Raw genomic sequence first — 26,466 nt, forward strand, 5'->3', positions numbered from 1 at the left:
TTTCTAAATTGAATTAGAAGCGGAATTTAGCATTTACGCCGATAGTTTGAGTATCAAGATTCTCAACATTGTCTTTAGCGTTAGCATTTACATAGCTCGCACCAACAGCAACAGCTGGAGTGATGAAGTAGTTTACGTTCGCACCCCAAGCTGAATCAGGTGTATCTTCGAAGCTTGATTTCACATAAGATGCACCAACGCTTAATGCAGGCGTTAGGTAAAGGTTAGTTTTTAATTGATAAGCAGTGTCTTCACCATAAACAAGGCCTGTTTCAAAACTTACAGCCATGTTTGTGCCATCAATGTTACCTACGTATTTAGTACGTGCAGTAATTGCATCTTGGTCATCACGAATCGTATCAGATTCTAAACCTGCACTAACAACACCGTTTGATAAGATATTGAATGCATCTAGAGAATATTGGTCTGCAACGCTGGTATAACCTACAGCAACCAAGAAGTTTGGAGCCGCTAAAGCACCCACTTCAAGTGCATAACGGTCGCCTTGATCTTCAGCATCAGCTGACATGTCATTTTTTGCATCAGTTTTAGTATGGTTATAAGAAGCACTAGCATATACAGGAACAAACTGAGTTGGTACATATGCTTCAGCTTTAGCACCATATGTATGAGTTTCTGTATTAAACCCATTGTCTTCATTATATTTAGTGTAGTTATATGCTACAGAAACATTAGATGCTTGGTTTAAGAAAGCAGCTTCAGCTAAAGGACCTTTAGATGAATCAACATCTTTAAAGTAGAAAGTACCTTGAGCTGCACCAGTAAAGTTTTTGTCATTCGCAGTATTATCGATGTATTCAGATTGACCTTGTACTTCGAATTGGTATGCTTGAGCACCGGTCATGGCTAATAATAAAGCAGTGGCTAAACCGAGTTTTTTCATGATATTTACCAGATTGTTAACATTGGATTAAACTAAGGCTATTCTATTGTAACAATTTATTAAGTCAATGAACTCTAATGACATTATTAATTTGAGTAATTACTCTAATTATGCTTTAGGTTAAAAAATGCTCGAATAAGCACATCTATGTCAACCAAAAAAAACTTACAGCAGAACAATAGGGTATATCGCTTTTGAAAACAGAGAATGCGCGATATTGAATTGTACTGAACTTGATTTATGATTGATAAATTAGATTGAAATAACAAGAACAAACGGTAAAAAAGTTAATTGAAATGCCTCAAACACAGGTGCATTTGTGATCCAAGTCTAGAATATGGTTACATTTAGTGCAAAAAACACAGTTTTTGCTTGCATAATGTACATATATCTTCTGTATTTGTGATAATTCTCACAATAATTATGCAATTATATTAATCCATAGTGCTTTGGTTGGCTTTACAATCGAGCAGATTTATTTCATAATAATTTTAGCGAATCATTTAACAATATTGTTGTTTTCTGAGAAGCTAATTCTCCTCAAACAGTTTTTGTTTATCTGCCCAACTTTCCCCAAGGTTGGGCTTTTTTTTATTTAAAATTCCGAGATCTCTTTTTTCCATAATAAAAATATATTGGAATTTAATGCACCATAATGATGCAAATATAAGTCTGTATTTTTAATTAAAAACTTTTATTCGAGTAAAAAAAAACCAACTTCTAAAAGAAGTTGGTTTTTTTCGCCAAAACTAGTGGGAAAATTAGAATATCTGCTGAGGATACACTCTAATTCGCCCCAATACTGTGCATTATGCACCTAAATGTTGCATGTGTAAATATAGGCACTTTAAAAAATGGGAAAATTAGAAAATATTGAATGAAATTCACACTAAACATGAATATTATTAAGGATGGATTTACTTAGCTTTCATGGATGGGCGAAAGTTTAGCTGCGATCATTTGGGCTGATGAAATCTTAAAACGATGCAAAACAAAGAATTAATCACTTAAATACACGATATACTGTTTGTATAATGAACAATTGGTTTGATTTTCTTTTGGAATGGGGGCGTGGTTGAAGTATGCGAGAAATACGCTCTGAGTATTTGAGTCAAAAGCTGTATATTGCAATGAGCATTATTATTTTGTCATTGTGTAGCTTATCCATTCCGTTGATAGTTAAAAGTTATCGTGATTACATAAAAACCAACCAAGCTTTAACTGAAATACAAGCCCTACAAGCTGTTGCAGACTTGGCCAATAAGATTTCACGAGAGCGTGCGCCAGCCAACAAACTCATGTCGAGTAATCAGCAAGACTTTGCCAAACACGTGCTTGAGTTAAAACTATATCGGCTTACGGTGGATGAGCAGATGCAAAAGACTTTAGATGTTTTAAAGCATTCCAACCTCCCCAATTTAGATTTAAGTTTATTTGACCGTTTAGATGAAGCTTTAACTCAAGGCAGACAACAGGTAGATGCCTATGCAGCCCTACCTCGCGAGCAACGTAATGCTGAGACTATGGACCAAGCCATTCTAAAGATGTTTAGTGCTTGGGATCGTAGCCATGATGTTTTAAAAGATGTAATCGCTGTATCTGAAGGCAAAGACACCGCTGTTTCAAACTTCTATGTCCAAATTTTATTATTAGCGGACTTACGCGATCAGGCTGGTCGTGCTGCATCCAATGTGATGGCGCATGTAGCTTTTAAACAACCGATTCCTGAAACCAATTTAGCGCGTTCTTTACAGACTCGGAAGCAAGTGATGTATTTGTGGGAACTCATTGATACCTTACAGCCCGAGCGTGATAAAACCGAAGAATTTAAAGTGTTGCATCAAGCGGTTTATAACGAGTTTTTAGCCAAAGGGCTATTGATTGTTGAGCGTTTGATGAATGAAAGTATCTACCATCGACCATATTACTTAACGGGGACACAGTTAACTGAAGCAATCGTTGATAAATTTTCGACCGTGGTGGAATTGCAAAATTATTTACTCAAATATAGCGTTGAAAAAGCCATCATTGAAAAGCATAAAGCACAAAATATTTTGCTCACAACGGTGAGTATTTCACTTATTTCAATCTTTGCGGCACTGTTTACCATGATCTATGCGCGCAAGAGAGTGTTTAGTCCACTCATTCAAGCGCGTGAAATTTTGTTTGATTTATCTCATTCCAGTATTCGCCCCAACCCGATGGATACCAAAGATCAACCAGCCAATATGTATTCTTTATTTACAGCGATTCAGCAGTTAAAACAGACGCTTCAGCAGCGAGATGCGTTGGAGTTTCGACTCAAGAATATTGCGCATTTGGATTCATTAACGGGGGTTGCAAACCGTTATGCGTTGAATGAATACATTAAACTTTTGGAAAACCAGCCGACTCAGTTTTCTGAGACGTGTTTAATGGTGATCGACATCGATCACTTTAAACAGGTCAACGATGTGTATGGGCATCTGATGGGGGATCAAGTGATTCAGTTTGTGGCTGAAAAATTAAAAGAAAATATTCGGACATCTGACTTGTTGGTCCGTTATGGCGGTGACGAATTTATCGTACTGATTGAAAATGTTGGAATGGAGCGCGCTTTAAAAATTGCGGAAAAGATTCGTTCTGAGATTTATGAAGCGAAGTCGGTTGATAGCGTACGTTGCCCTGATTTGAAAGTCAGTATTAGTATTGGGGTGGCAATTGGTGCGACCAGTTGGATGGCACTGGTAGAAAAAGCCGATCATGCTTTGTTTCAAGCTAAAGAGCAGGGTAAAAATAAGGTTGTGGCTTATTCAGTCGATGAAGTGAATGAGTCATATTATATTTGAAAGAATTAGATCAAAATAAATAAGTAAATTAAATAACAGTACAAAAGAATAAATGAGGGGAAAATGGGAACAGACTGTATTTTTTGTCAGATGACACGAAATGAAATACCTTGCCATATTATTGATAGTAATGATGACTACATGGCATTTTTAACAATTTTTCCGAATACGTTAGGTGCAGCTGTTGTAATTCCCAAAAAACATTACACAAGTTATGCTTTTGATTTAGATGATGATGTTCTCACCGGATTGATGCTATATACCAAGAAAGTTGCGAAAAAGTTAGATGGATTTTTTGAAGACGTTGGGCGTACAGCAATGGTATTTGAAGGTTTTGGTGTGGATCATGTTCACGCTAAGTTATTTCCAATGCATGGTACTAAGCAAGTGCATGAAAACTGGCAAGCTGTGAACTCTAATGTTGATAAGTATTTTGACCAATATGAAGGTTATATTTCTTCACATGATTTTCAGCGGGCAAATGATGAAGAGTTGGCTTTGCTTGCTGAGCAGATTCGAGCTTTTGAATAGTAAGTTGAACGATTGGTATTAATGACTATCGTTTTAGAGCATCTTCCCACTGGATTGCTGGCTTAATTGCCATTGTGTAGCGTTATCTCATTTTTACTGGGCAAAAGTGACAAAACCCACTTGTTTGACTAATGCTCAGTCACTTGAGCATAGTCAAACAGGCGACATTCATGTCGCCTGTTATCTGGAAGGAGGAAATACCCCCTCTTAAAGAGGGGAGATAATAAAATCACTTCAACATCGGCTTTAAAAACTTTGCAGTATGTGAAACTTTATTCTTCGCAACCTGTTCGGGCGTTCCTTCTGCGATAATCATCCCGCCACCTGCACCACCTTCAGGGCCCAAATCAATCACCCAGTCAGCAGTCTTGATCACATCCAAATTGTGCTCAATCACCACAATGGTGTTGCCCTTATTGCGTAGCTCATGAAGGATATCTAACAGTTTAGCAATGTCATGGAAATGCAAACCTGTAGTTGGCTCATCCAAAATGTACAGCGTTTTACCCGTATCACGTTTGGCCAATTCACGTGCCAATTTCACACGCTGCGCTTCACCACCTGACAGTGTCGTTGCAGACTGACCTAAGCGAATATAGCCTAAACCGACTTGATTCAAGGTTTCTAAACGACGGTGAATGACAGGAATCGCATCAAAGAAATGCATGGCATCTTCAACCGTCATATTCAGTACATCGGAAATATTCTTCCCTTTATACCCAACTTCTAAAGTCTCACGGTTATAACGTTCACCATGACAGTTATCACAAGGCACATACATATCGGGTAAAAAGTGCATTGCCACTTTGATCATGCCGTCACCTTCACAGGCTTCACAACGACCACCTTTCACGTTAAACGAGAAACGTCCCGCAGCATAACCACGCGCTTTGGCTTCAGGTGTTTGCGCAAATAATTCACGAATCGGGGTAAATAAACCTGTATAAGTTGCAGGGTTAGAACGAGGTGTACGCCCAATCGGGCTTTGGTCAATATCAACTACTTTATCAAGGAATTGTAGACCATCAATCGAATCAAATTTTTCAGCAGTTAAAGTGGTCGCACCATTCAGCTGTGTTGCAGCCAAAGGCAATAAAGTACGATTAATCAGCGTTGATTTACCCGAACCAGAGACACCTGTGACACAGGTCATCACGCCTAAAGGAATGGTTAAATCTACATTTTGCAGGTTATGTCCCGCAGCACCCATCAGTTTAATTTGTTCTTCAGGCTTGGGTGGTTCAGTACGTTTTTTCGGGATTTCAATTTTCAGTTTGCCTGATAAATATTGACCCGTGAGAGATTCACTATTCGCAAGGATTTCATCATAAGTCCCTTCAGCAATCACATGACCACCATGGATACCAGCACCAGGACCAATATCGATAATATGATCTGCTGCACGAATCGCATCTTCATCATGCTCAACCACTAATACCGTGTTGCCTAAGTCCCTTAGGCGGACTAAAGTTTCAAGCAAGCGATCATTATCACGTTGATGCAGACCAATCGATGGTTCATCGAGGACATACATTACACCCATCAAACCTGCGCCGATTTGCGAAGCCAAACGAATACGTTGCGCTTCACCACCAGACAATGTTTCTGCTGAACGAGAAAGACTTAAATAATTCAAACCCACTGAAACTAAGAAATGTAAACGCTCACGAATTTCTTTAAAAATCTTATCGGCAATTTCGCCTTTTGCACCATCAAGATTTAAATCTTGATAATAACTTTCCGCATCACCAATCGACATTTTGGTAATTTGGGCAATGGTTTTGTCTTTAACCCGAACATGGCGTGAAATTTCATTCAGACGTGATCCACCGCAAGCATCACAGGCCGCATTGGATAAATACTGTGACAAATCATCACGAACATAGTTTGACTCTGTTTCACGATAGCGACGTTCTAAATGTGGCAAAATTCCTTCAAAAGGTTGCACACGATTATGTTTACGACCACGTTCGTCGATATAACTTAAATCAACTTTTTCTTTGCCAGTACCGTATAAAAATTTCTTTTTGGTGTCTGCATCCAGTTCATTCCAAGGTGTATCCAAAGAAAAACCAAAATGCGCTGCCACTTTCTCAATCATGCTGTAGTAGTACGGACGTTGTCTGTCCCAACCACGAATTGCCCCTTGGCTAATCGAAACCTCAGGGCTTGGAATGAGTTTTTCGGCACTAAAATGGCTACGGGTCCCTAAACCATCACAGGTTGGACAGGCACCAAAGGGATTGTTAAATGAAAATAAACGTGGCTCAAGTTCTGCAACGGCGCGGTCACATTCAGGACACGAGTGTTTAGCCGAAAAGACCCGATCTGGGTGTTCACCGTTCATCCACGAGAGAATGGCAATATCACCGCCGAGACGCAGAGCGGTCTCAAAACTTTCGGCAATACGGTTGCCAAGGTCATCACGGACTTTGAAACGATCCACCACCACTTCAATGGTGTGCTTTTTCTTTTTATCGAGTTCTGGGATCGGGTCGAGATCTACAATCTCACCATCGACGCGCGCTCGGACAAAACCTTGACTTTGTAGCTGTTCGAACAGGTTGGAATATTCACCTTTACGCTCACGTACGACTGGTGCAAGCAGCATCAGCGCTGTCCCTTCATCCAATCCTTTTACGGCATCGACCATTTCCGATACGGTCTGTGCCACCATCGGCAAATCATGCTCTGGGCAAAATGGTGTGCCGACACGTGCGTAGAGTAGACGTAAATAGTCATAAATTTCGGTAATGGTGCCTACCGTAGAACGTGGGTTATGGCTGGTTGACTTTTGTTCAATTGCAATTGCAGGGCTTAAGCCTTCAATTGAGTCAACTTCAGGCTTTTCCATTTGTGATAAGAACTGGCGCGCATATGCCGAGAGCGATTCGACATAACGACGCTGACCTTCGGCGTACAGCGTATCAAATGCAAGCGATGACTTACCTGAACCAGAAAGTCCCGTGATCACCACGAATTTGTCGCGGGGAATATCAAGGTTCACATTTTTTAAGTTATGGGTACGTGCGCCTCGAATACGGATATGACTTTGGCTCATAAAACATCTCGAAATTGTGCAGATGAAGGAGGTATATGATAACGACTTATGCTTTATTCAAGTGTTAAACATGATTTTATAGCGACAAATCATGTCGGCCAAAAGAAAAGTGATGCTGCTAGACTGTAGCTAGATTTCAGTGTTGAAACAAGTCTCAACGTATCGACATTGGCTGCGACTGAAGATAGAAAGATGTTTACGCATTGCGTAAAAAAGAGAGGATCACCCATTCGGCGCAGCGCAAAAGTTGCATCATGGTTGTGCTATTTTTGGTTTGCCGTACGCCTTCAGGGATAGAGTGTTGTTGTGGTTGCAGCATTTAGCATGCTAGCGCATAACGACGTTCAAAGATTGAATCGACCGTCTCAAAAGCAAAGGGACGGATAATGTCATGATGGATACGGGCATAGAAATTGACTTCATGCTCAAGAGTTTGTAAGAAGGCGTCGTAGTCCTCTTCAAAGTCTGGTAGGTCGAGTAAGTCTTGTTCTCGACTTAAAACACAATGATATTTTTTAATAAAAGCCAACATCAGTTTTTGAATGTGTGGATTGGTATAATAAATGAGATAGGTCGCGGCAGAACCGCAGTGTAAACAGCCTTTTTCAAGGTATATTTCTTCGTTATTTAGCCAACAGCATTGTACGGTAAAAAATGCACGAATGGCTTCAGTACCTAGAGTATCAGGATGCATGAGAATGGCCCTCGAAAGTTAATTATGTAAATGATAATTATTATCATTATTAAAGTTTAGTTTTAAATGCTTAAAATAGCAATCGCGTCATCTGAAAAAATACGAGATTCGGTCAATAAAAAAGCCCTGAAGAGTTCAGGGCTTTTTGGATCATTTGTGTTTTTAAGCGTGGTCTAAACCGAGCCATTGCTGCTGTTTATAAGCGCTGTCCCAGAACAACCATTCGAGTTCAGCCCCTTTACGGTAGGCTTTATGCATTTTCTCAATGGTATCCGCATCGCAACGTGCAGCCACTTTATCGATGGTTGCAATTACATTACGTACCGCTTGGTTGAATTCCTCACCTGCGTAAGTATCAATCCACGCTTGGTACGGGTTGTTGGCGATAGAGTTACCCACAATGTCTTTACCGACTTCAGCATAAATCCAAAAACAAGGTAAGAGTGCTGCTAACACCACAGGGTAGCTTTCAGACCATGCTGTTGCCGTTAGAAATGAAGTGTAATGGTGACATGCCAAAGTCAGTGGTGTTTCTTCAAACTGCTGCTTTGAAATATCAAAATTTTTCATAAAGCCATCATGCAAACTGCGTTCCACCACAATCGCTTCTTTGGCCCCTTGGCTAAACTGAATAATGTCATCGGCCTCATACGCTTTGGCACCACACACCGCTAAAGCCCGACCATAAGCCACCAAGTAGTGCGCATCTTGAATCACATAATGACAAAACGCTTCTTTATTAAGTGTGCCTGAAGCCAATTCTTGGTTAAAAGGTAAAGCCAGTGTTTTTTGATATAAGTCGACATTACGTTGCCAAACGTCTTGAGAAAAAGCCATGATTAGATCCTGAGGGAAGCCAAAATATGGGCAAGACTATAACAACAGTTTGCTCGGAACAACAATCCATCTCCGTACATCGGTGAGATAAGTAAAAATTAACGAAGATGTTTTGGTTTCAGACTCAAAAAGCGTCATAATTGCGGCCATAAAACTCAACCTGTTTTTTAGTTTTCGTTCATCTCCAAATTTTTTATAGGTCGATCTGTCATGATGAAACATTTTGGTTTCTCTATCATTTTTACGATCGTGTGTCTTGCGTTGTCTGCGTACTGGGGTTTTACCCATGGACCAGAAGCGGGCTTAAAGACCATGTTTACTGCTTTGACCATTACTGCAATTTTAGCAGTGATGGAAGTCTCTTTATCTTTCGATAATGCCGTAGTCAATGCATCCGTGTTACGTGGTTGGGATCATTTCTGGAAAACCTTGTTCCTGACAGTGGGTATTTTAGTCGCTGTATTTGGTATGCGTTTAATTTTCCCTGTCGCAATTGTGGCTGTAACTGCAGATATGGGCTTTGTTGAAGTCGTACAACTGGCTTTGAATGATCCAAAAACCTACTCGCAACGTCTGATGGATCATCACCCTGAAATTGCTGCGTTTGGTGGTGCATTCTTGTTACTTGTGTTCTTAAACTTCTTCTTAGATGAAGAGAAAGATACACACTGGTTCCGCTGGTTAGAACGTCGTTTGACCAACTTAGCCAATGTTCCTGCAATGTCGGTCTTTCTTGCACTGATTGCACTTTTGGTGATGGCAGCCAATGTCGATGAAGCTAAACGTCTGGTGGTGACCATGGCGGGAATCTGGGGCATCGTGGTTTATATTGGTGTACAAGTCTTAAGTCATTTGTTGGGTGGCGAACCTGAAGTTGATGAAGACGGCAATGCAGTTACACATGATGCCAATGGCGCAACCACAGGTGTGGTCAAAGCAGGTATTGGTGGTTTCTTATACCTAGAAGTACTCGATGCATCGTTCAGTTTTGATGGTGTAATTGGTGCATTTGCCATTACTTCAGATGTCGTGATTATTATGCTTGGTCTCGCGATTGGTGCGATCTTCGTGCGTTCGATGACGATTTACTTGGTCGAAAAAGGTACCTTGGATGCCTATGTTTTCCTTGAGCATGGTGCACACTACGCAATTGGTGCTTTAGCATTCATTATGCTGGCAAGTGGCACAGGTCTACATGTACCAGAAGTTGTCACGGGTTTAATTGGTGTGGCCTTTATTGTTTGGGCAGTTATTGCTTCTATTCAATACAAAAAACATCAAGCCGCTTAAAGCAGATTGCTTTAAACCGCGGAAAAGCGCAGCTCAGGCTGCGCTTTTTGTTTTTCAGATCAGGAAGGCTTTTATTAAACATAAAATTCATGCCGCTAGTCGGATTGAATAGCCTATAATCTTGATCCAAGATTAATTCAATACAGTCTGTCCTCGTTTATGATGAATGCTTTAGAACGTCGTTCAACTTTTGCCTTAAGCAGTATTTTTGCCTTACGCATGTTGGGTTTGTTCATGATCATCCCTGTATTTTCTGTGGCAGGGCAGACCTATGAATATGCAACGCCTGCGTTGCTCGGTTTGGCTGTAGGGATTTATGGCTTAACACAGGCCATTTTACAGATTCCTTTTAGCTTGATTGCTGATCGTTATAGCCGTAAGCCTTTGGTGGTTTTTGGACTACTCCTATTTGCTTTGGGTGGTGCAATTGCCGCGATGTCAGACACCATTTATGGGGTGATTATTGGTCGTGCCATTGCGGGTGGGGGTGCAGTGTCTGCAGTGGTGATGGCACTACTGGCGGATGTGACCCGTGAAGAAAACCGCATGAAAGCCATGGCAACCATGGGCATGAGTATCGGGGTTTCTTTTGCTGTAGCTTTTAGTTTGGGGCCGTGGCTTACCGGTTTAGTAGGGATTTCAGGATTATTCTGGGTAACCACCATCATGGGTTTGGCGGCTATTTCGATGCTGTTTTTGGTGCCAAAAGTCACCCGCCATCATCGTAATTATCAGCAAGGTTATTTGGCTCAGTTCAAACAAGTCCTAAAAATGGGCGATCTGAACCGTCTGCATGTGTCAGTGTTTAGCTTACATTTATTGCTGACGGCAATGTTTATTTATGTCCCATCGCAACTCATCGATTTTGCAAAAATTCCACTAAATTCGCATGGCTGGGTGTATTTGCCGCTGTTGGTGATTAGCCTATTTTTTGCGTTCCCAAGTATTGTGTTGGCTGAAAAATATCGCAAGATGCGAGGCATCTTTTTAACTGCTATTGGCGGCATTATTTTAGGTTTAGGTATCCTAATTTTTGGCTTTGAGTCGAAGTATATTTTGCTGACAGGTTTGGGCTTATTCTTTATTGCTTTTAATGTCATGGAAGCGTTGCTGCCGTCATGGTTATCGAAAGCTGCGCCGATTCAGTCTAAAGCCACTGCAATGGGCGTCAATGCCAGCAGCCAGTTTTTAGGCGCATTCTTTGGTGGTGTCACTGGTGGTCAGTTGTTGCTGTTAAACAATACTGCCTTGGGCTGGAGCATCCTGACTGGACTGGCGATTGTTTGGTTATTGATTAGTTTTGGCTTGGCACAACCGCGCTATTTGTCTTCGATGGTGTTGCGTTTACCTGAACATAAACAAACGGACGAATGGACTTCACAGCTTTTAGCGATTCGTGGTATTGAAGAGGTCGTGGTGATGTCTGATCAGCAAGTAGCGTATGTAAAAGTCGATAAGCAGCAAATAGATGATGCTACGCGACAAGATTTAACGCAGTTGTTGGGGAAAGAGGTAGCCATTTAAGCATAACTCTTATAAAGTAAATAATAGAAATAGATAGGAAGTAAACATCAGATGCGCGGTGTAAATAAAGTTATTTTAGTGGGCACATTAGGCCGAGATCCAGAGACGAAAACTTTCCCAAACGGTGGTTCGTTGACCCAGTTTTCAATTGCAACGAGCGACTCTTGGACAGATAAAAGTACAGGTGAGCGTAAAGAGCAAACCGAATGGCATCGTATTGTGTTACACAACCGTCTAGGTGAAATTGCGCAACAATACCTACGTAAAGGTTCGAAAGTTTATATTGAGGGTTCACTGCGTACTCGTCAGTGGACAGATCAAAATGGTCAAGAACGCTACACAACGGAAATTCGTGGTGAGCAAATGCAGATGCTCGACAACAACCGTCAGCAAGGTGAGCAAATGCAAGGCGGAAATGATGGTTATGCACAACCACGTTTCAACAATAACCAAGGTGGTGGTTATAACAATAACAACAGCCAAGGCGGTTATGGTGGCAATCCAGCAGCAGGTAATAGCAACAATCAACAAAGTGGTTATGCGAATAATAATCCAAGCGGTTTTGCACCCAAGGCGGCTCCTCAGTCAGCGCCTGCGGCAGCACCAGCAGATATGGATGATGATCTTCCATTCTGATTTGTATAATATCTAAATATTGTATGAAGCGGAAAAAGAACTTGATTTATATCAAGTTCTTTTTTTATGGCTAGGCAAATTTTGTATTTAAAAAAGAGCTTTATAGAATAAAAATGTTCAGCTAATGTGAGTGACAGAGCATACTTTTCCTTTCTATAAAAAAGGACCTCTGATGAGATCCCTTTTTAGAAATACGAAATGCTAATAAATCATGCTAAAGATTGCTGAGGATGAACCATATTTTTGATGGATAGCACATCAGCCAAAATTTGATCAGACAATAGGTTTTCAGCTTTAATTAAAGCCAATACACTTTGACCCGTTTCATTCGCTTGTTTTGCAATACGAGTCGTTGTTTCATAGCCCAAATATGGGTTGAGTGCAGTAATAATGCCGATTGAATTATCTACATTTGCCTGACAGTGTTCAGCATTGGCACGGATGTTTTCAATACATTTATATTGGAACATTTGCATCGCTTTACCCAACAAATCGATCGATTCGAACAGTTTAAAAGCAATTAAAGGTTCCATCGCATTGAGCTGTAATTGACCTGCTTCGGCTGCCAAAGTAATAGCCAAATCATTTGCAATGACTTGAAAACACACTAAATTCATTGCTTCTGGAATAACCGGGTTCACTTTGCCAGGCATAATTGAGCTGCCTGGTTGACGCGGTTCTAAATGAATTTCATTCAGACCAGTACGAGGGCCACTAGAAAGCAAACGCAGGTCATTGGCAATTTTTGAAAGTTTAGTCGCGGTACGTTTTAAGAAGCTCGATAATAAAACGAAATCACCCATATCTGAGGTTGCTTCGATTAAATCAGGTGAACTGCTGATCTGCTTTTGCGTAATTTCAGACAATGCTGCGATGGCATATTCACGATACTTAACTTCAGTATTGATCCCTGTTCCAATTGCTGTTCCGCCCAAATTTACAACACTTAAAGCAGACGGCATGATGTCATTGAGCTTGTTTAAATCATTTTGTAAGGTATTTGCAAATGCGCCAAATTCTTGGCCCAAGGTCATTGGAACGGCATCTTGCAATTGGGTACGGCCCATTTTTAAGATATGTGAAAACTCATCTGATTTGTTCTTAAAACTTTGAATTAAATTTTGAAACGGGCCGTTCAATTGCTCTATTGCAAAAATTAAACCCACTTTAATTGCCGTTGGATAAACATCATTGGTTGACTGAGACATATTAATATCATTATTTGGATGTAAATATTGATATTCGCCTTTTAAATGATCTAAATGTTCTAAGCCAATATTAGCCAGTACTTCATTGATATTCATATTGGTGGATGTTCCCGCACCACCTTGAATCATATCAATGGGAAATTGGTCATGATACTTATAATTAATAACTTGTTCACATGCATACTGAATGGCATTGTATTTATTTTCTTCAAGTTTATTGAGTTTAAAATTGGCTTCTGCGCATGCAGCTTTAACCATTGCAAGGGCATTAATAAAAACAGGGAATTGATTGAGTTTATTTGGACTTAAATTAAAGTTCTCTAAAGCTCTTAATGTTTGTACACCATAATAGCAATGAGCAGGAATTTCTTTATGTCCTAATAAATCCTTTTCAAGGCGTGTGTTAATCTTAATGTTCATTTAAATAGACTCTAATCTCGAATAAATCGATATTAAAGTGCGAACGGTTTTTTTTCTAATGTAAAAATATATTACTACATGCATTTTTTGCATAATAGATTATAATTGATCAAAGGATGAGTGAAGAATGAGTTATGACTTTAGAAATTCGATGGATTGAAGATTTACTTGCGTTAGAGCAAGAAAAATCGATATCTCAAGCAGCAGCTCTACGACATGTCACGCAGTCTGCCTTTACGCGCAGAATTCAGAATATTGAAAACTCACTTGGGTTCCAAATTTTGAAAAGATATAGTAAAAATATTGATTTCACAGAAGCAGGCCAAGTTTTGCTGGCATCGGCAAAAAATATACAAAATCAACTCACTACAACAATAAAATATTTAGAAAAGAATGTGAAACATGATGAATTAACCGTCAAGTTTGCAGTGTCACACTCGCTCATTACCCAGTTTTTCCCCCGCTTTATTCATGAGTTAGCGATGGATATGACGGACTTAAAATTGGAAATTATTGCCTCTAATTTCAAACAGGGCATGCGCTTATTAAAAGATGGCTCGTGTGATTTTTTAATCAGCTATTGCGATCAAAAAACATTAGAACAATTCGATCGGTCTTTGTTCGAATTTCATAAAATTGTTGAAATGGAAATCCTCCCAGTGACGGCCTTAGATCATGATGGGACTGCCAAATATTCACTCGATCAGTCTTTTCCTTTGTTGTCTTATAGTAAACAAGCATATTTAAGAAACTGTGTGGATGAAGCGATTGAAAATAAGTTAGATTATAGAACTTTATATGAGACGGATAATGCAGGCGATTTAAAAGAGCTGGTGTTGCAAGGTTTAGGTGTGGCATGGCTGCCGAAATTATTGGTTGAAAGAGAAATCCAAGAAAATAAGTTAAAAGTACTGGACGGTGAGCAGTACTATTTATTTCAAGATGTCTATCTGGTTAAACGTGAAATGTCATTTTCAAACCGAATTAATTATATTTGGAATATTTTAATTCAGAAAAATAAATAATTGGATTTTATAAATTATTTTAGTTAATCGTTGTGAAGCATATTATTAATAATAAATAAGGTGATTTTATGAATGGTAAATAAAGGACTTTACTTACTATTTAAAAATCACCATTTATTTTCTCTATAAATAATTCTAACTATTATCGGCTAATTGATTTGCGGGAGGAATGTTGTTCACCATAATACCTTCTTGCTCCGTAAGTTCATCTTTATTGCCCTCAGTACGTGCAATCACGGCAGTTGCAATACTATTTCCAATCACATTGGTTGCCGTACGGCCCATATCTAAAAACTGATCAATCGCTAAAATTAATAGAATACCGGCTTCAGGAAGCTTGAACATAGCCAGTGTGGAGGCAATCACCACAATGGATGCTCGTGAAACACCTGCAATCCCTTTACTCGTAATCATGAGGGTAAAGAGTATGAGTGCTTGCTGGGAAAAACTTAAATCAATGTTGTAGGCTTGTGCAATAAATAACACAGCAAATGCCATATACATCATCGAGCCGTCGAGGTTGAAAGAATAACCTAAAGGGAGAACGAAACTGGTAATACGTTTAGGCACACCGAATTTATCCAAAGCTTCCATGGTTTTTGGATAAGCCGATTCGCTACTTGCGGTCGCAAATGCCAACATGGTGGGTTCACGCACAATTCGCATCAATCTAAAAATATCTTTTTTCAAGAAGATATAGCCGAAAGCAATCAGGAGAGTCCAAAGCACCAGTAGTCCCACATAGAACTGTCCAATGAAAATACTATAATCGATAATCAGCTTAGGGCCTTGGATAGTAATCGCGGAAGCAATGGCTGCAAAAACGGCGATAGGTGCAAATGCCATGACATAATCTGTAATTCGGAACATCACCTTACAGAGTTCATCAATTATTTTACCAATGACGGTCGCTTCATTTTGATGTTGCACATAGGCCAGTGCAGAACCAAAGAAAATTGAGAAAACCAAAATCTGTAATATCTCATTATTGGCCATGGCTTCAGCAAAACTACGCGGGAAAATATGCGTAATGAAGGTTTCTAAGCTCAGACTTGTCGCACTGACACCGATATCAACCGCTGTTTGAGGGACGGTGAGGTTCATCCCAGCACCAGGTTGGAATAAATTGGCTAAGCCCATACCCAGTAAAAGTGAAATAAATGATGCACCAATGAACCAACTCATGGCCTTTAAGGTAATTGATCCCAGCGAAGAGGATTTTCCCATCGAGACAAGACCAGAAACGATTGTTGCAAACACTAAGGGTGCAATAATCATTTTAATTAATCTTAAGAATACATCGGTCACAATTTTAAAATAGGCGGCAAGTTCTGTGGTTTGTGCAGTCGTTAAAGTGCTATGAAAAGCCCAACCAATCAGTATTCCAGAGATCATGGCAATCAGAATATATTTCAGTAATTTCTTCTGCTTCATACTTATCGTTCCTTCTTTAATCTTCTTTTCATCAACTTTTGGCCTGATGTAGCAAGGCATTGATGACATTCCATGTTGATCAATTTATATAGGCATTGCTTTAGGTGTTGAGTGCTAAATCGTCGATTGGGGATTTAACTGTGGCAAGTGTTACTTTTTTTTAAAAAAAACGACAATGCAATTTTTAATTCAGTTATGCAAAAAATGCATGAGATGATTCTTTAGTTTTACTTGATATAGCTGAGCTGTTCTTAATATAAAGACCGAATGTTTATTTTTTTATTCTGATTGGTGATAGGAAAGATACTAAATTTCCTGACTCTGTGAGGAAGAGCGAAGATCTGAAAGCGAAGCGAAAGTTAATGAATGTAAGAATTCAAAATCGAGCTTGTGCTCTTAATTTCCCTGCGGACAAAACCATTGAATTGACAGGTTTATCTAATCTTTTAATAATCAGCTCATGACTTTAAGTTGATGATATAAATAGATAATTAAAATAGAGATGTAGCGTGTTGATGACGTTGATTTAGTATTATTGAATAATTTCATGATTTTTCACAGCTCACGCACGAGTGCTTGATGTTTTCATTCTTTCCTTTCGTGCATCCACAAAAAATTATCTATGCGCAATTCATTGTTAAAGCGACAGAATTTCTAAACATGAATTTAGTTCACTTTGGTGTGAGATTAAATCATTTTTATTCATGTGATCATTCAGGTATAAATTAAACCACGCTCTTAACGATAGATCATATTCATCGTTGCTTCTTAGCCTGACGATCAGAAAAAAGCTGAGAAGGCTGGAAAGACGATTCGCTAGAAAGATCCAAAAAGAAAATTGGACAGTCTAGAAAGAGCATGAAAGAAATTCAGTTTTATCGCAGAAATAGAGGGTAACAGATCGCCATGAGTACAGAGTTTGCATGTTCAATTAAACGCATTCGTTTTGATGAAAACTATCAACCAGCAGATAACACACGTCTAACGACGAACTTTGCTAACTTGGCGCGCGGTGAAAGTCGTGAGCAGAATCTACGTAATACACTTCGTATGATTAATAATCGTTTCAATGCCTTAGCACAAACAGATAACCCGAATGGTGATCGTTATTCGCTTGAAATCGATATTATTTCTGCAAATTTAGACATTGAGGGGAATGGTCAAACTTTCCCAATTATTGAAATGTTGAAAAGCACGATTAATGATCATCATACCCATCAGCGTATTGAAGGCATGATTGGGAATAGCTTCTCATCTTATGTACGTGACTACGATTTTAGCGTGGTGCTGAAAGAACATAATAAAGAGAATTCGACGTCGTATGCACCTGAAGGTTTTGGTGATCTACATGGCAAACTGTATCAATACTTGGTGAACTCAGAGACTTTTAAAGCAGAGTTTAATCAACAGCCTGTGATTTGTTTGAGTGTTTCAACAGCGAAGAAGTATCACCGTACTGCCAATGAGCATCCTGTTTTAGGCGTTGAGTATAAACAAGATGAATATTCACGTACCGATGAGTATTTCCATAAAATGGGCTTACAGGTTCGCTTCTTTATGCCAAAAGGGAGCGCTGCACCTTTAGCATTCTATTTTGCGGGTGATTTACTGCGGGACTACACTGATCTTGAGTTGATCAGTGCGATTAGCACCATGGAAACCTTCCAAAAGATTTATCGCCCTGAAATTTACAATGCAAATTCATCAGCGTCTCAAGTCTATCAAGCCAGCCTAGAGTACCCAGATTACTCCTTGACACAAATTGTCTATGACCGTGTTGAACGTGGTCAGCTCGCGGTTAAGCAAGGTAAATGGACGGAAGAGAACTTTATTAAGCCTTATCAAAACATCCTTGAACAATGGGCTGCGAATTACACCGTAAACAGCAACGCTGCTTAATTTACCTGAAATAGAATATTAAAATAGAGATTTAAAATGGCCATTTTATTACCAACATCAACTGCGGGCAGTTTGCCGAAACCTTCTTGGCTTGCTGAGCCTGAGAAACTTTGGTCACCTTGGAAACTTGAAGGTGAGGCATTACTCGAAGCGAAACAAGATGCTTTACGTTTGTCATTACAAGAACAAATCCATGCAGGTATTGATATCGTCAGTGATGGTGAACAAACCCGTCAACATTTTGTCACCACCTTTATTGAACATCTGGATGGCGTTGATTTTGAGAAACGCGAAACGGTTCGTATCCGTAATCGTTATGATGCGAGCGTACCCTCGGTAGTCGGTGCAGTAAGCCGTCAAAAGCCTGTTTTTGTTGAAGATGCTAAGTTTTTACGTAGCCAAACAAATCAGCCGATTAAATGGGCGCTGCCTGGTCCGATGACCATGATTGACACGTTGTATGATGGACACTATAAAAGCCGTGAAAAACTGGCTTGGGAATTCGCCAAAATTTTGAATCAAGAAGCACGTGAGTTAGAAGCTGCTGGCGTGGATATTATTCAGTTCGATGAACCTGCATTTAATGTGTTCTTTGATGAAGTGAATGATTGGGGTGTTGCAACGCTTGAGCGAGCACTGGAAGGTCTGAAATGTGAAACAGCGGTGCACATTTGCTATGGCTATGGTATCAAAGCCAATACCGATTGGAAAAAAACCTTGGGTTCAGAATGGCGTCAATACGAAGAAGCATTCCCTAAACTGCAACAATCTAAAGTTGATATCATCTCACTTGAATGTCAAAACTCGCGTGTGCCAATGGATCTGATTGAACTGATTCGCGGTAAAAAAGTCATGGTCGGTGCGATTGATGTGGCAACCAACACCGTTGAAACACCTGAAGAAGTTGCGAATACACTACGTAAAGCACTTCAGTTTGTCGATGCAGATAAACTCTATCCTTCGACCAACTGTGGCATGGCGCCTTTAGCACGTGAAGTCGCACGTGGTAAGCTGAATGCGTTAAGCGCAGGTGCAGAAATTATTCGTAAAGAACTTTCGGCTTCATACGCAGCAAGTGCGTGATGTGGAAGGGCTACCTGTTTGATAAAATGGGTAGCTTTTATCTGAGTCAAAGCATGTGTCCGTTCTACTGAGGAATAAAATGATGATTGAAGCAACAGACTTTAGAGATGCAATGTCTTTGTTAACAAGTGCAGTGAGTGTCGTAACTACGGCAGGCATGGCTGATCGTCATGGATTCACAGCATCTGCCGTATGCAGTGTGACGGATACACCACCGACATTATTGGTCTGTATGAATAAAGCATCGCGTTCACATGCACATTTTGTCGATAATAAAATCCTAACTGTGAATGTGTTAGGCGCACAACATCAGCATATTTCGAATGTCTTTGCATCTAAAATGACGTCTGAAGAGCGTTTTAAACATGGTGTTTGGACAGAGCTAGAAACGGGCGCGCCTGTTTTAAAGGATGCTTTGGTCAATTTTGATTGTGAAATTGATGACATTCAAGAAGTGGGAACACATACGGTTTTTATGTGCCGTATTGTCGCGATTCAACAAGGCCAACATGAGCAAAGTCTGGTTTATTTTAATCGTGCTTATCATCAAGTTGGCCAGACGGAAACGGCTTAAATTCACTTTTTATTGAACATTAAAGCTTTGAAATGCCCTCCCAAATCATAGATTTTCCTCGGCTTGACTCTGTTTGACTGTATTGAGCTCATTTGAAAAATCGAAAGGTTTTCATTTAGACCATAAGACGGTGAAAATCGGGCAAGATCGTCGGGAAATAATAAATCTAAAAATCCGATAAAAATAATAAAAACTTACTGTTTTACCTATTTTGGATTTGTGCGTATTCTCGCTTCATCACTTAAGCACTCTCACAAATCTTTTGAGGACAAATACATGAGTTTAATCAATACTGAAGTTAAGGCGTTTAATGCAACAGCTTACCAAAATGGCGAATTCATTGAGTTGTCTGAGCAAAACTTGAAAGGCACATGGTCTGTCGTATTTTTTTATCCTGCTGATTTCACCTTTGTGTGTCCAACTGAATTGGGCGACTTAGCCGATCACTATGCTGAATTTCAAAAACTAGGTGTGGAAATTTACGGCGTATCGACTGATACCCACTTTACCCATAAAGCATGGCACGACACTTCAGATGTGATTGGTAAAATTCAGTATCCATTGATTGGTGATCCAACGTGGACGTTGTCTAAAAACTTTGACGTGCTGATTGAAACTGAAGGTCTAGCGGACCGAGGTACTTTTGTGATTGATCCTGAAGGTAAAATCCAAATTATTGAAATTAATGCTGGCGGTATTGGTCGTGATGCATCTGAACTATTACGCAAAGTGAAAGCAGCACAATATGTGCATGCACACCCAGGCGAAGTATGTCCAGCAAAATGGAAAGAAGGTGAAGCAACGCTTGCGCCGTCAATCGACTTGGTTGGTAAAATCTAAGCTGACCTCGATAGTTGCATTGTGCAGAGTCATGAGTATGATGCCTGTAAAAAATCAGCCCAAGTGGCTGATTTTTTATGCGGGATTCTTTTCGGTTCTACAGATGATAACCCTTGCTGGTGCTGGCAAAGTCTCTTAAACCCTGAATCAAATGCTCAATCAGTTTTTCCATGACCAAACGTTGTCCTTTACGTGAAGCATAGACCAACTGTACGGTTCCAATATTGGAACACCAGTCAGGCAAAATGTGAACTAGGCGACCTGAGGCAATATCTGCCTCTACCGTTAAGTAAGGCAGGTTGGCAATGCCGAGTCCATCCAGAGCCGAGTAATACACGCCTGCGACATCATTACTTTTGACCCGTGGTTCTAAAGGAATCACGATCTGTTCATCACTCTGGGTATGATGCAATAACCATTGATAATCAGACTTTTGTACTCCCAGTGCGAGTGTTGGAAAATCATTCAGCTCGGTGGCAAATTGAATTTCACGGCCTTGTAACAGATCAGGACTGGCCACCAAACAATGCGTGGTTTTGACCACATCACGGACCACAATGCTCGAGTCTTCATTGGCGCTAAAATTGGTCCGAATAGCAAGATCAATGTCATCATGCAAGACATCGACACGACGGCTGGTTAGCTCCATTTCCACTTGGACTTTGGGATATTGTTTTAAAAAATGATTGAGTAAGTCTCGCACTTGATAGCGCATCATCACAGAAGGGCAGCTGATCTTGATTAAACCTTGCGGTTCGCTTTTCTGTTTCAGTAAAACATTGTGTGCACTTTCGACTTGCTGAATGATTTGACGACATTCTTCAAATAGCTCTTGTCCCAAAGGTGTGACTTTAAAATGTCGTGTTGAACGCTGAATCAGGGTCACGTTGTACTTGGCTTCAAGGTCTAAAATGCGGCGACTAAGCTTAGACTTGGTGATGTTCGAGGCATCACTTGCAGCACTGAAACCGCCGTGCTTGACCACAAGATAAAAATAATAATAGTCGTCAAATGAATGCATAATGGGTTCAAGCCTGTATTGATTTTTGACCGAAGGCAGTCTGTGATGGATGATCTGATACTGTATCATCGCTGATGATTGCACACGACAAAAAAGCGATCCGAAGATCGCTTTTACTGAGGTCTGATTATTTCTGAGCTGTATTTTTGCTATAGCTTTGAATCAGGTTTTTATAGTCTGGAATATGCGCTGCAAAGAGTGAACCGAGGCCTTCAATATCATTACGCCAGTCGCGGTGTAATTCGCAAGCTGCACCAAACCATGACATCAGCTGCGCGCCTGCCTGAGACATGCGATCCCATGCTGCATCACGGGTGATGGGGTTAAAGGTTCCCGATGCATCGGTAATCACAAAGACATCAAACTCTTCTTCCAGTGCTGACAGTGCAGGGAAGGCCACACAGACTTCAGTTACTACACCCGCAATAATCAATTGTTTTTTACCTGTGGCTTTCACGGCTTGAACAAAGTCTTCATTGTCCCATGCATTGATTTGCCCTGGGCGTGCAATATAGGGTGCATCGGGGAACATTTCGACCAATTCAGGGACCAAAGGACCGTTTGGACCATCTTCAAAACTAGTGGTCAAAATGGTGGGAAGATTAAAATATTTCGCGGCAGCAGCCAGTGCCAGCACATTGTTTTTAAATTTGTCTGGGTCAATGTCACGGACCAGTGAAAGTAGACCCGCTTGGTGGTCAACCAAAAGAACCGCTGCATTATCTTTGTCTAAACGAATATAAGGTTTCGCCATTTTTCTGTCCTCGTTGTGATTATCAGTCGAATCTCAAGGCAATCAATAAGAAGGTTACGGCCTTGAGCTTGAACATCATCATAGGTAGGAAAATGAGACAATAAAATAAGCCAAACGAGATGCTTAATCTTAAAAATAGGAAAATTTGAGCAAAAATATGCCATAAAAATAAAGAATGGCTTTGTTTTTAAATTGGTTTTTATGCAGGTGAGATGATTCTAACGAGATTGTCCTATCTGTGTGATTGTGTGTACTAGCGCAGTGCTATAAGACGGCTGAGGAAAGGGGTAGTATAGATTGCATATTCATCCTATCGATATAGGAGTTCCAAGATGAAAAAAGTAATTGGTGTTTATCGTAATCAAGACATGCATTGGGTTGGTGATGGTTTTCCTGTCAAAAACCTCTTTTCATATGACCGCTTAGGACAAGCGATTAGTCCGTTTCTACTTTTGGACTATGCAGCACCTTACAAATTTGATCCAACCACATCGCAACGTGGTGTGGGTTCACACCCGCATCGTGGCTTTGAAACGGTTACCATCGCCTATAGCGGTGAAGTGACACACAAAGACTCTAGCGGCGGCGGTGGTACCATCAATACTGGCGATGTACAGTGGATGACTGCGGGTTCAGGTGTGGTGCATGAAGAGTTTCATTCTCCAGCCTTTGCTGAGCATGGTGGCCTGTTTGAAATGGTACAACTTTGGGTGAATTTGCCAGCCAAAGACAAAATGACCACACCGCGTTATCAAGCCTTGACCGTGGCAGATATCCCGCGCATCGAAATGGATGATAATGCTGGGCACATACGCGTGATTGCGGGTGAGTTTGGTGGTCATCATGGCCCTGCTCAAACGTATAGCCCCGTCAATGTTTGGGATGGTGAATTAAAAGCAGAGTATGAAACTTTTATCCATGTGCCCGTCACGCATAACACGATTGTGGTGGTGCTCAGTGGTGAAGTGCTGATTAATGGCACGCAAAAAGTGGTGGATAGTTCGATTGTGATGTTTGCTCAAGATGGCGAAGCTGCAATTCAACTACAAGCGCTGCAAGACACTAAGTTCTTGGTATTGACTGGTGAACCACTGAATGAGCCGATTCAAGGTTATGGTCCATTTGTGATGAATAGCAAAGCGGAAATTGTGCAAGCCTTTGACGATTTTAATCGTGGCAAGTTTGGTGAAATCCCTGTTGCTGTGGTGGACTAAAATCTTGTCGCTAAAAAGAAGAAATCCCTACTCGGTCAAGGGTAGGGATTTTTTAGGCGCTGTAGTCTTCTTGTTTTGCATAGTTGGTCATGAATTATTATGTGATGTAATTATCGTTTTTATGCGGGGCGCATATTAGCGCTTTTTCGCTGGTTTGTAAAACAGATGTTATAAAAATAGTTAATTTATATACTTTGTTTTTAAACGGTTTATATTTTTATTTAAAATAAATTGTATAAAAAACCTGTGCTTATTTAAGTGATTTTTTAGTGTAATGAAATGTAATTTAAGCAGATATCGTCCTATCGGTGCGGTACATGAAAAAATGTGATTCTGGTATTTTTTAATAGCCCTATTTTTTCGACATTGGGTCATAATTTCAGTCAATATAAGTCAGACTGACGGATCATAATTTTGGATATTGCAGTTATTGGTAGCGGCATGGCCGGTCTTGCTACCGCAAGAATTCTAAAGGATGCTGGGCATAATATTACTATTTTCGAAGCACTGACTGGGCGAGGGATGGATAGCCACAGTACAGAGTTTGAAGGTGGACTGATTGATGCTCCGTTACGTGTCATGAACCCACACTTATGGAAAAACACCTTAAGTCTTGCGACTTATTTAGGCATCAAAACGTATCCAGTACGCACCTACATGGCATGTAGTTGGTTGTTTGAAGACCGTACAGAAACATGGTTAACCACTACGCGTAGCCGCATTGGCAATTTCCCAATTATCAATAACCGTAAAGGCCTACAGCAGTATGGATGGCGCTTGGTTAAAGGTATGTTGCAGCTTAAAACCGCGATTGCTAAATTCTTCAAATCTAAAGATCAAGACATTACCTTGGCTGAATTTATCAACCAGCATGACATTGAAGAAGTGTTTTGGCATGGTGCAGTAATGCCTGTGCTCTATACCATCTGTACTTGTAATCCAAAAACCATCGGCGAATGGCCAGCGAAACCGCTATTGATCTTTTTACGTCAGTTGACGGATGGCGATGCTTTATTGCGTATACAAGGTGGAACACCTGCCTTGGTCGATAAATTGATTGAAAACATCAATATCCAAAGCGGATCTGCTATTAGTAAAGTCACTGAACAAGGTGACAAGGTTTTGGTTGAAAATAATAAGGGCGAACAGCAACTGTTTGACCGTGTGGTGGTGGCAACGCCAACCACAAAAATTGAAGAGTTTTTAGATCCTGTTCAGTTTGCAGATGATATTGCCCTGTTAAAGCAGTTCCGTTTTGAGCAAGGTCAGCTGGTGATCCATACTGATCCTTCCGTGATGCCACCTAAGCGTAAAGACTGGTCGGTGCTGAGCTATATGATGGACCGTAAGTTTACACGCCAGCAGTTCACGGTGTGGCTCAATTCAGTCGAACCAAGTCTGGTCGGTAAAAACGCCGTGTTCCAAACGTGGCAGCCTGTGACCGAGATTGATCCGAAAAAAGTAATTTCAACAGTAACTTTGACCCGTGCGGTGGTGGACTCGCAAACTGTGGCTTTGAATAAAGAGTTACAACAACGCCATAAGAGTGCCAACCGAAAAGTCTTCTTCTGTGGTTCATGGTCGTGTGATGGTCTGCCTATTTTAGAGTCTGCTGTAACTTCAGCAATGCATATTGCAGAAATTTTCGGTGCACCATTGCCGTTTGTTGGATTAAAACCTAAAGTTGAGGTTGCCCCACAACTCGGCTACTAAAGCATGAAATGGCTTCAAACCTTACAGCGACATCTGCCCAAACATAAATATGCAATTGATGCAAAACAATTGGGAGATCACGCTGTATTGGCTTGGAGCAATCTTGGCTATTGGGAAAATAGCCAATCTTCCTATCCTGAGGCTTGCCAAACACTAGCCATACATCTTGCTAATCGATTACAGCTAAAAACAAATGACCGTGTTCTAGACTTGGGCTGTGGACAGGGCGCGAGTCTATTCCTGTGGCAGCAGCATTACCATGTTCAGCAACTTTGTGCGGTTGAGTTGCAAGCCGAATGTGTTCAGCATATACAACACACTTTAAATTCAAAGATACACATCATTCAAACGTCATTTTTAAATTTAAATTCAAAGTTATTTTTAAAACCTTTTGATGTGGTGTTGTGTCTCGATGCCGCTTATCACAGTGATTTAAATTCATTTCTGAGATCAACCCATTCTGTTTTAAATTCAAAAGGGCGGATTGGTTTTCACTATCTAATGTTGAGTAATGCATTTTTGAATTTAAATCGTTTTGAGAAACTTCAACTGAAAATGCTGTTAAAAGCAGCCGATGTTCATTTGGAACATCTTCAGTTAGAAGCGAATTTGAAGCATTCGATAGAAGAACAAGGCTATCAGCAGATTGTTATTGAAGATTTATCAGATGCAGTTTTGGCTGGGTTTTCTCGTTATTATCATGCACATTTAGCACAGCAGGCCGCTCAAAATTTGGATCATTTCAAAATTAAAATGACAGCTAAACTCTGCCAGAAGTTATTTGAACAGGGCATCGTGCGCTATGTTCAAATCACGGCAATGAAAGACATTTAAAGTAAAATGAAAACCTAAAGGCCAGAAACAACAAAGCCTCACTAAAAAGCGAGGCTAAGTATAAAATGGTGCCGGCACACGGATTCGAACTGTGGACCTACTGATTACAAGTCAGTTGCTCTACCAACTGAGCTATGCCGGC

At 40.3% G+C, this 26,466-nt stretch carries 21 protein-coding genes and 1 tRNA gene; 13 read left to right on the top strand and 9 right to left on the bottom strand.

Annotation, left to right across the window (positions count from 1 at the left end; all coding sequences use genetic code 11):
• Positions 1-13: 13 nt before the first annotated feature.
• Positions 14-904, bottom strand: a complete 891-nt coding sequence (omp33-36, locus tag RR876_RS10990; protein WP_332476331.1) for a porin Omp33-36 — start codon at positions 902-904, stop codon at positions 14-16.
• A 1,082-nt stretch (positions 905-1,986) separates the two neighbouring features.
• On the opposite strand from omp33-36, the gene RR876_RS10995 reads away from it, so the two are divergent.
• Both RR876_RS10995 and RR876_RS11000 read left to right on the top strand, forming a co-directional pair.
• Complete coding sequence (locus tag RR876_RS10995) at positions 1,987-3,732, top strand: GGDEF domain-containing protein (protein ID WP_332637077.1); 1,746 nt, start codon at positions 1,987-1,989, stop codon at positions 3,730-3,732.
• A 63-nt stretch (positions 3,733-3,795) separates the two neighbouring features.
• The gene (locus tag RR876_RS11000) at positions 3,796-4,263 is read left to right on the top strand and encodes an HIT domain-containing protein (RefSeq protein ID WP_332476333.1); all 468 of its coding nucleotides are present in this window, start codon (positions 3,796-3,798) and stop codon (positions 4,261-4,263) included.
• Between the two features lie 229 nt (positions 4,264-4,492).
• Here RR876_RS11000 and uvrA read toward each other — a convergent pair whose 3' ends face one another.
• The 3 genes from uvrA to tenA all read right to left on the bottom strand — a co-directional run bounded on the left by uvrA (position 4,493) and on the right by tenA (position 8,855).
• Positions 4,493-7,324 (bottom strand): excinuclease ABC subunit UvrA, encoded by a 2,832-nt coding sequence (gene uvrA, locus RR876_RS11005; RefSeq protein WP_332476334.1) that lies wholly within the window; start codon positions 7,322-7,324, stop codon positions 4,493-4,495.
• Positions 7,325-7,643: 319 nt separating this feature from the next.
• Entirely contained in the window at positions 7,644-8,018 is a 375-nt protein-coding gene (locus RR876_RS11010; RefSeq protein ID WP_332476335.1) for a hypothetical protein, read from the bottom strand.
• Between the two features lie 162 nt (positions 8,019-8,180).
• Entirely contained in the window at positions 8,181-8,855 is a 675-nt protein-coding gene (gene tenA, locus RR876_RS11015) for a thiaminase II (RefSeq protein ID WP_004691671.1), read from the bottom strand.
• Between the two features lie 210 nt (positions 8,856-9,065).
• Here tenA and RR876_RS11020 point away from each other — a divergent pair, with 210 nt between their 5' ends.
• The 3 genes from RR876_RS11020 (at position 9,066) to ssb (ending at position 12,305) form a co-directional block, all read left to right on the top strand.
• Entirely contained in the window at positions 9,066-10,145 is a 1,080-nt protein-coding gene (locus tag RR876_RS11020) for a DUF475 domain-containing protein (protein ID WP_058870674.1), read from the top strand.
• Positions 10,146-10,304: 159 nt separating this feature from the next.
• The gene (locus tag RR876_RS11025) at positions 10,305-11,669 is read left to right on the top strand and encodes an MFS transporter (RefSeq protein WP_332476336.1); all 1,365 of its coding nucleotides are present in this window, start codon (positions 10,305-10,307) and stop codon (positions 11,667-11,669) included.
• Positions 11,670-11,720: 51 nt separating this feature from the next.
• Positions 11,721-12,305: a single-stranded DNA-binding protein gene (ssb, locus tag RR876_RS11030; RefSeq protein WP_087011844.1), complete on the top strand. Its 585-nt coding sequence runs from the start codon at positions 11,721-11,723 to the stop codon at positions 12,303-12,305.
• 209 nt (positions 12,306-12,514) lie between these two features.
• Here the strand turns inward: ssb and RR876_RS11035 are convergent, their stop codons facing one another.
• Positions 12,515-13,933 carry an aspartate ammonia-lyase gene (locus RR876_RS11035; protein WP_332476337.1) on the bottom strand — a complete coding sequence of 473 codons (1,419 nt, stop codon included), beginning with the start codon at positions 13,931-13,933 and terminating at the stop codon, positions 12,515-12,517.
• 134 nt (positions 13,934-14,067) lie between these two features.
• Here RR876_RS11035 and RR876_RS11040 point away from each other — a divergent pair, with 134 nt between their 5' ends.
• Positions 14,068-14,958, top strand: coding sequence for a LysR substrate-binding domain-containing protein (locus tag RR876_RS11040; protein ID WP_332476338.1), 891 nt, complete (start codon positions 14,068-14,070; stop codon positions 14,956-14,958).
• 135 nt (positions 14,959-15,093) lie between these two features.
• On the opposite strand, the gene RR876_RS11045 is transcribed toward RR876_RS11040, so the two are convergent.
• Entirely contained in the window at positions 15,094-16,392 is a 1,299-nt protein-coding gene (locus RR876_RS11045; protein ID WP_332476339.1) for a dicarboxylate/amino acid:cation symporter, read from the bottom strand.
• Between the two features lie 906 nt (positions 16,393-17,298).
• Here RR876_RS11045 and RR876_RS11050 point away from each other — a divergent pair.
• The 4 genes from RR876_RS11050 to ahpC all read left to right on the top strand — a co-directional run bounded on the left by RR876_RS11050 (position 17,299) and on the right by ahpC (position 20,788).
• Positions 17,299-18,291, top strand: coding sequence for a DUF1852 domain-containing protein (locus tag RR876_RS11050; RefSeq protein WP_126034895.1), 993 nt, complete (start codon positions 17,299-17,301; stop codon positions 18,289-18,291).
• Between the two features lie 36 nt (positions 18,292-18,327).
• Positions 18,328-19,374 (top strand): methionine synthase, encoded by a 1,047-nt coding sequence (locus RR876_RS11055; RefSeq protein WP_176538397.1) that lies wholly within the window; start codon positions 18,328-18,330, stop codon positions 19,372-19,374.
• A gap of 82 nt (positions 19,375-19,456) precedes the next feature.
• The gene (locus RR876_RS11060; protein ID WP_259233011.1) at positions 19,457-19,948 is read left to right on the top strand and encodes a flavin reductase; all 492 of its coding nucleotides are present in this window, start codon (positions 19,457-19,459) and stop codon (positions 19,946-19,948) included.
• A gap of 276 nt (positions 19,949-20,224) precedes the next feature.
• Complete coding sequence (gene ahpC / locus RR876_RS11065) at positions 20,225-20,788, top strand: alkyl hydroperoxide reductase subunit C (RefSeq protein WP_004978183.1); 564 nt, start codon at positions 20,225-20,227, stop codon at positions 20,786-20,788.
• Between the two features lie 97 nt (positions 20,789-20,885).
• On the opposite strand, the gene RR876_RS11070 is transcribed toward ahpC, so the two are convergent.
• Positions 20,886-21,809 carry a LysR substrate-binding domain-containing protein gene (locus tag RR876_RS11070; protein ID WP_332637078.1) on the bottom strand — a complete coding sequence of 308 codons (924 nt, stop codon included), beginning with the start codon at positions 21,807-21,809 and terminating at the stop codon, positions 20,886-20,888.
• Between the two features lie 127 nt (positions 21,810-21,936).
• Positions 21,937-22,563 carry an isochorismate family cysteine hydrolase YcaC gene (gene ycaC / locus RR876_RS11075; protein ID WP_151837130.1) on the bottom strand — a complete coding sequence of 209 codons (627 nt, stop codon included), beginning with the start codon at positions 22,561-22,563 and terminating at the stop codon, positions 21,937-21,939.
• A 332-nt stretch (positions 22,564-22,895) separates the two neighbouring features.
• On the opposite strand from ycaC, the gene RR876_RS11080 reads away from it, so the two are divergent.
• The 3 genes from RR876_RS11080 to RR876_RS11090 all read left to right on the top strand — a co-directional run bounded on the left by RR876_RS11080 (position 22,896) and on the right by RR876_RS11090 (position 26,324).
• Positions 22,896-23,777: a pirin family protein gene (locus tag RR876_RS11080; protein WP_087526727.1), complete on the top strand. Its 882-nt coding sequence runs from the start codon at positions 22,896-22,898 to the stop codon at positions 23,775-23,777.
• Between the two features lie 414 nt (positions 23,778-24,191).
• Entirely contained in the window at positions 24,192-25,490 is a 1,299-nt protein-coding gene (locus RR876_RS11085; protein WP_004978178.1) for an FAD-dependent oxidoreductase, read from the top strand.
• Between the two features lie 3 nt (positions 25,491-25,493).
• A complete protein-coding gene (locus RR876_RS11090; RefSeq protein WP_332637079.1) occupies positions 25,494-26,324 on the top strand; it encodes a class I SAM-dependent methyltransferase in 831 nt (276 codons plus the stop codon).
• A gap of 66 nt (positions 26,325-26,390) precedes the next feature.
• Here the strand turns inward: RR876_RS11090 and RR876_RS11095 are convergent.
• Positions 26,391-26,466 (bottom strand) — tRNA-Thr (locus RR876_RS11095).

Source organism: Acinetobacter sp. (genome assembly GCF_036666595.1).
GTDB lineage: Bacteria > Pseudomonadota > Gammaproteobacteria > Pseudomonadales > Moraxellaceae > Acinetobacter.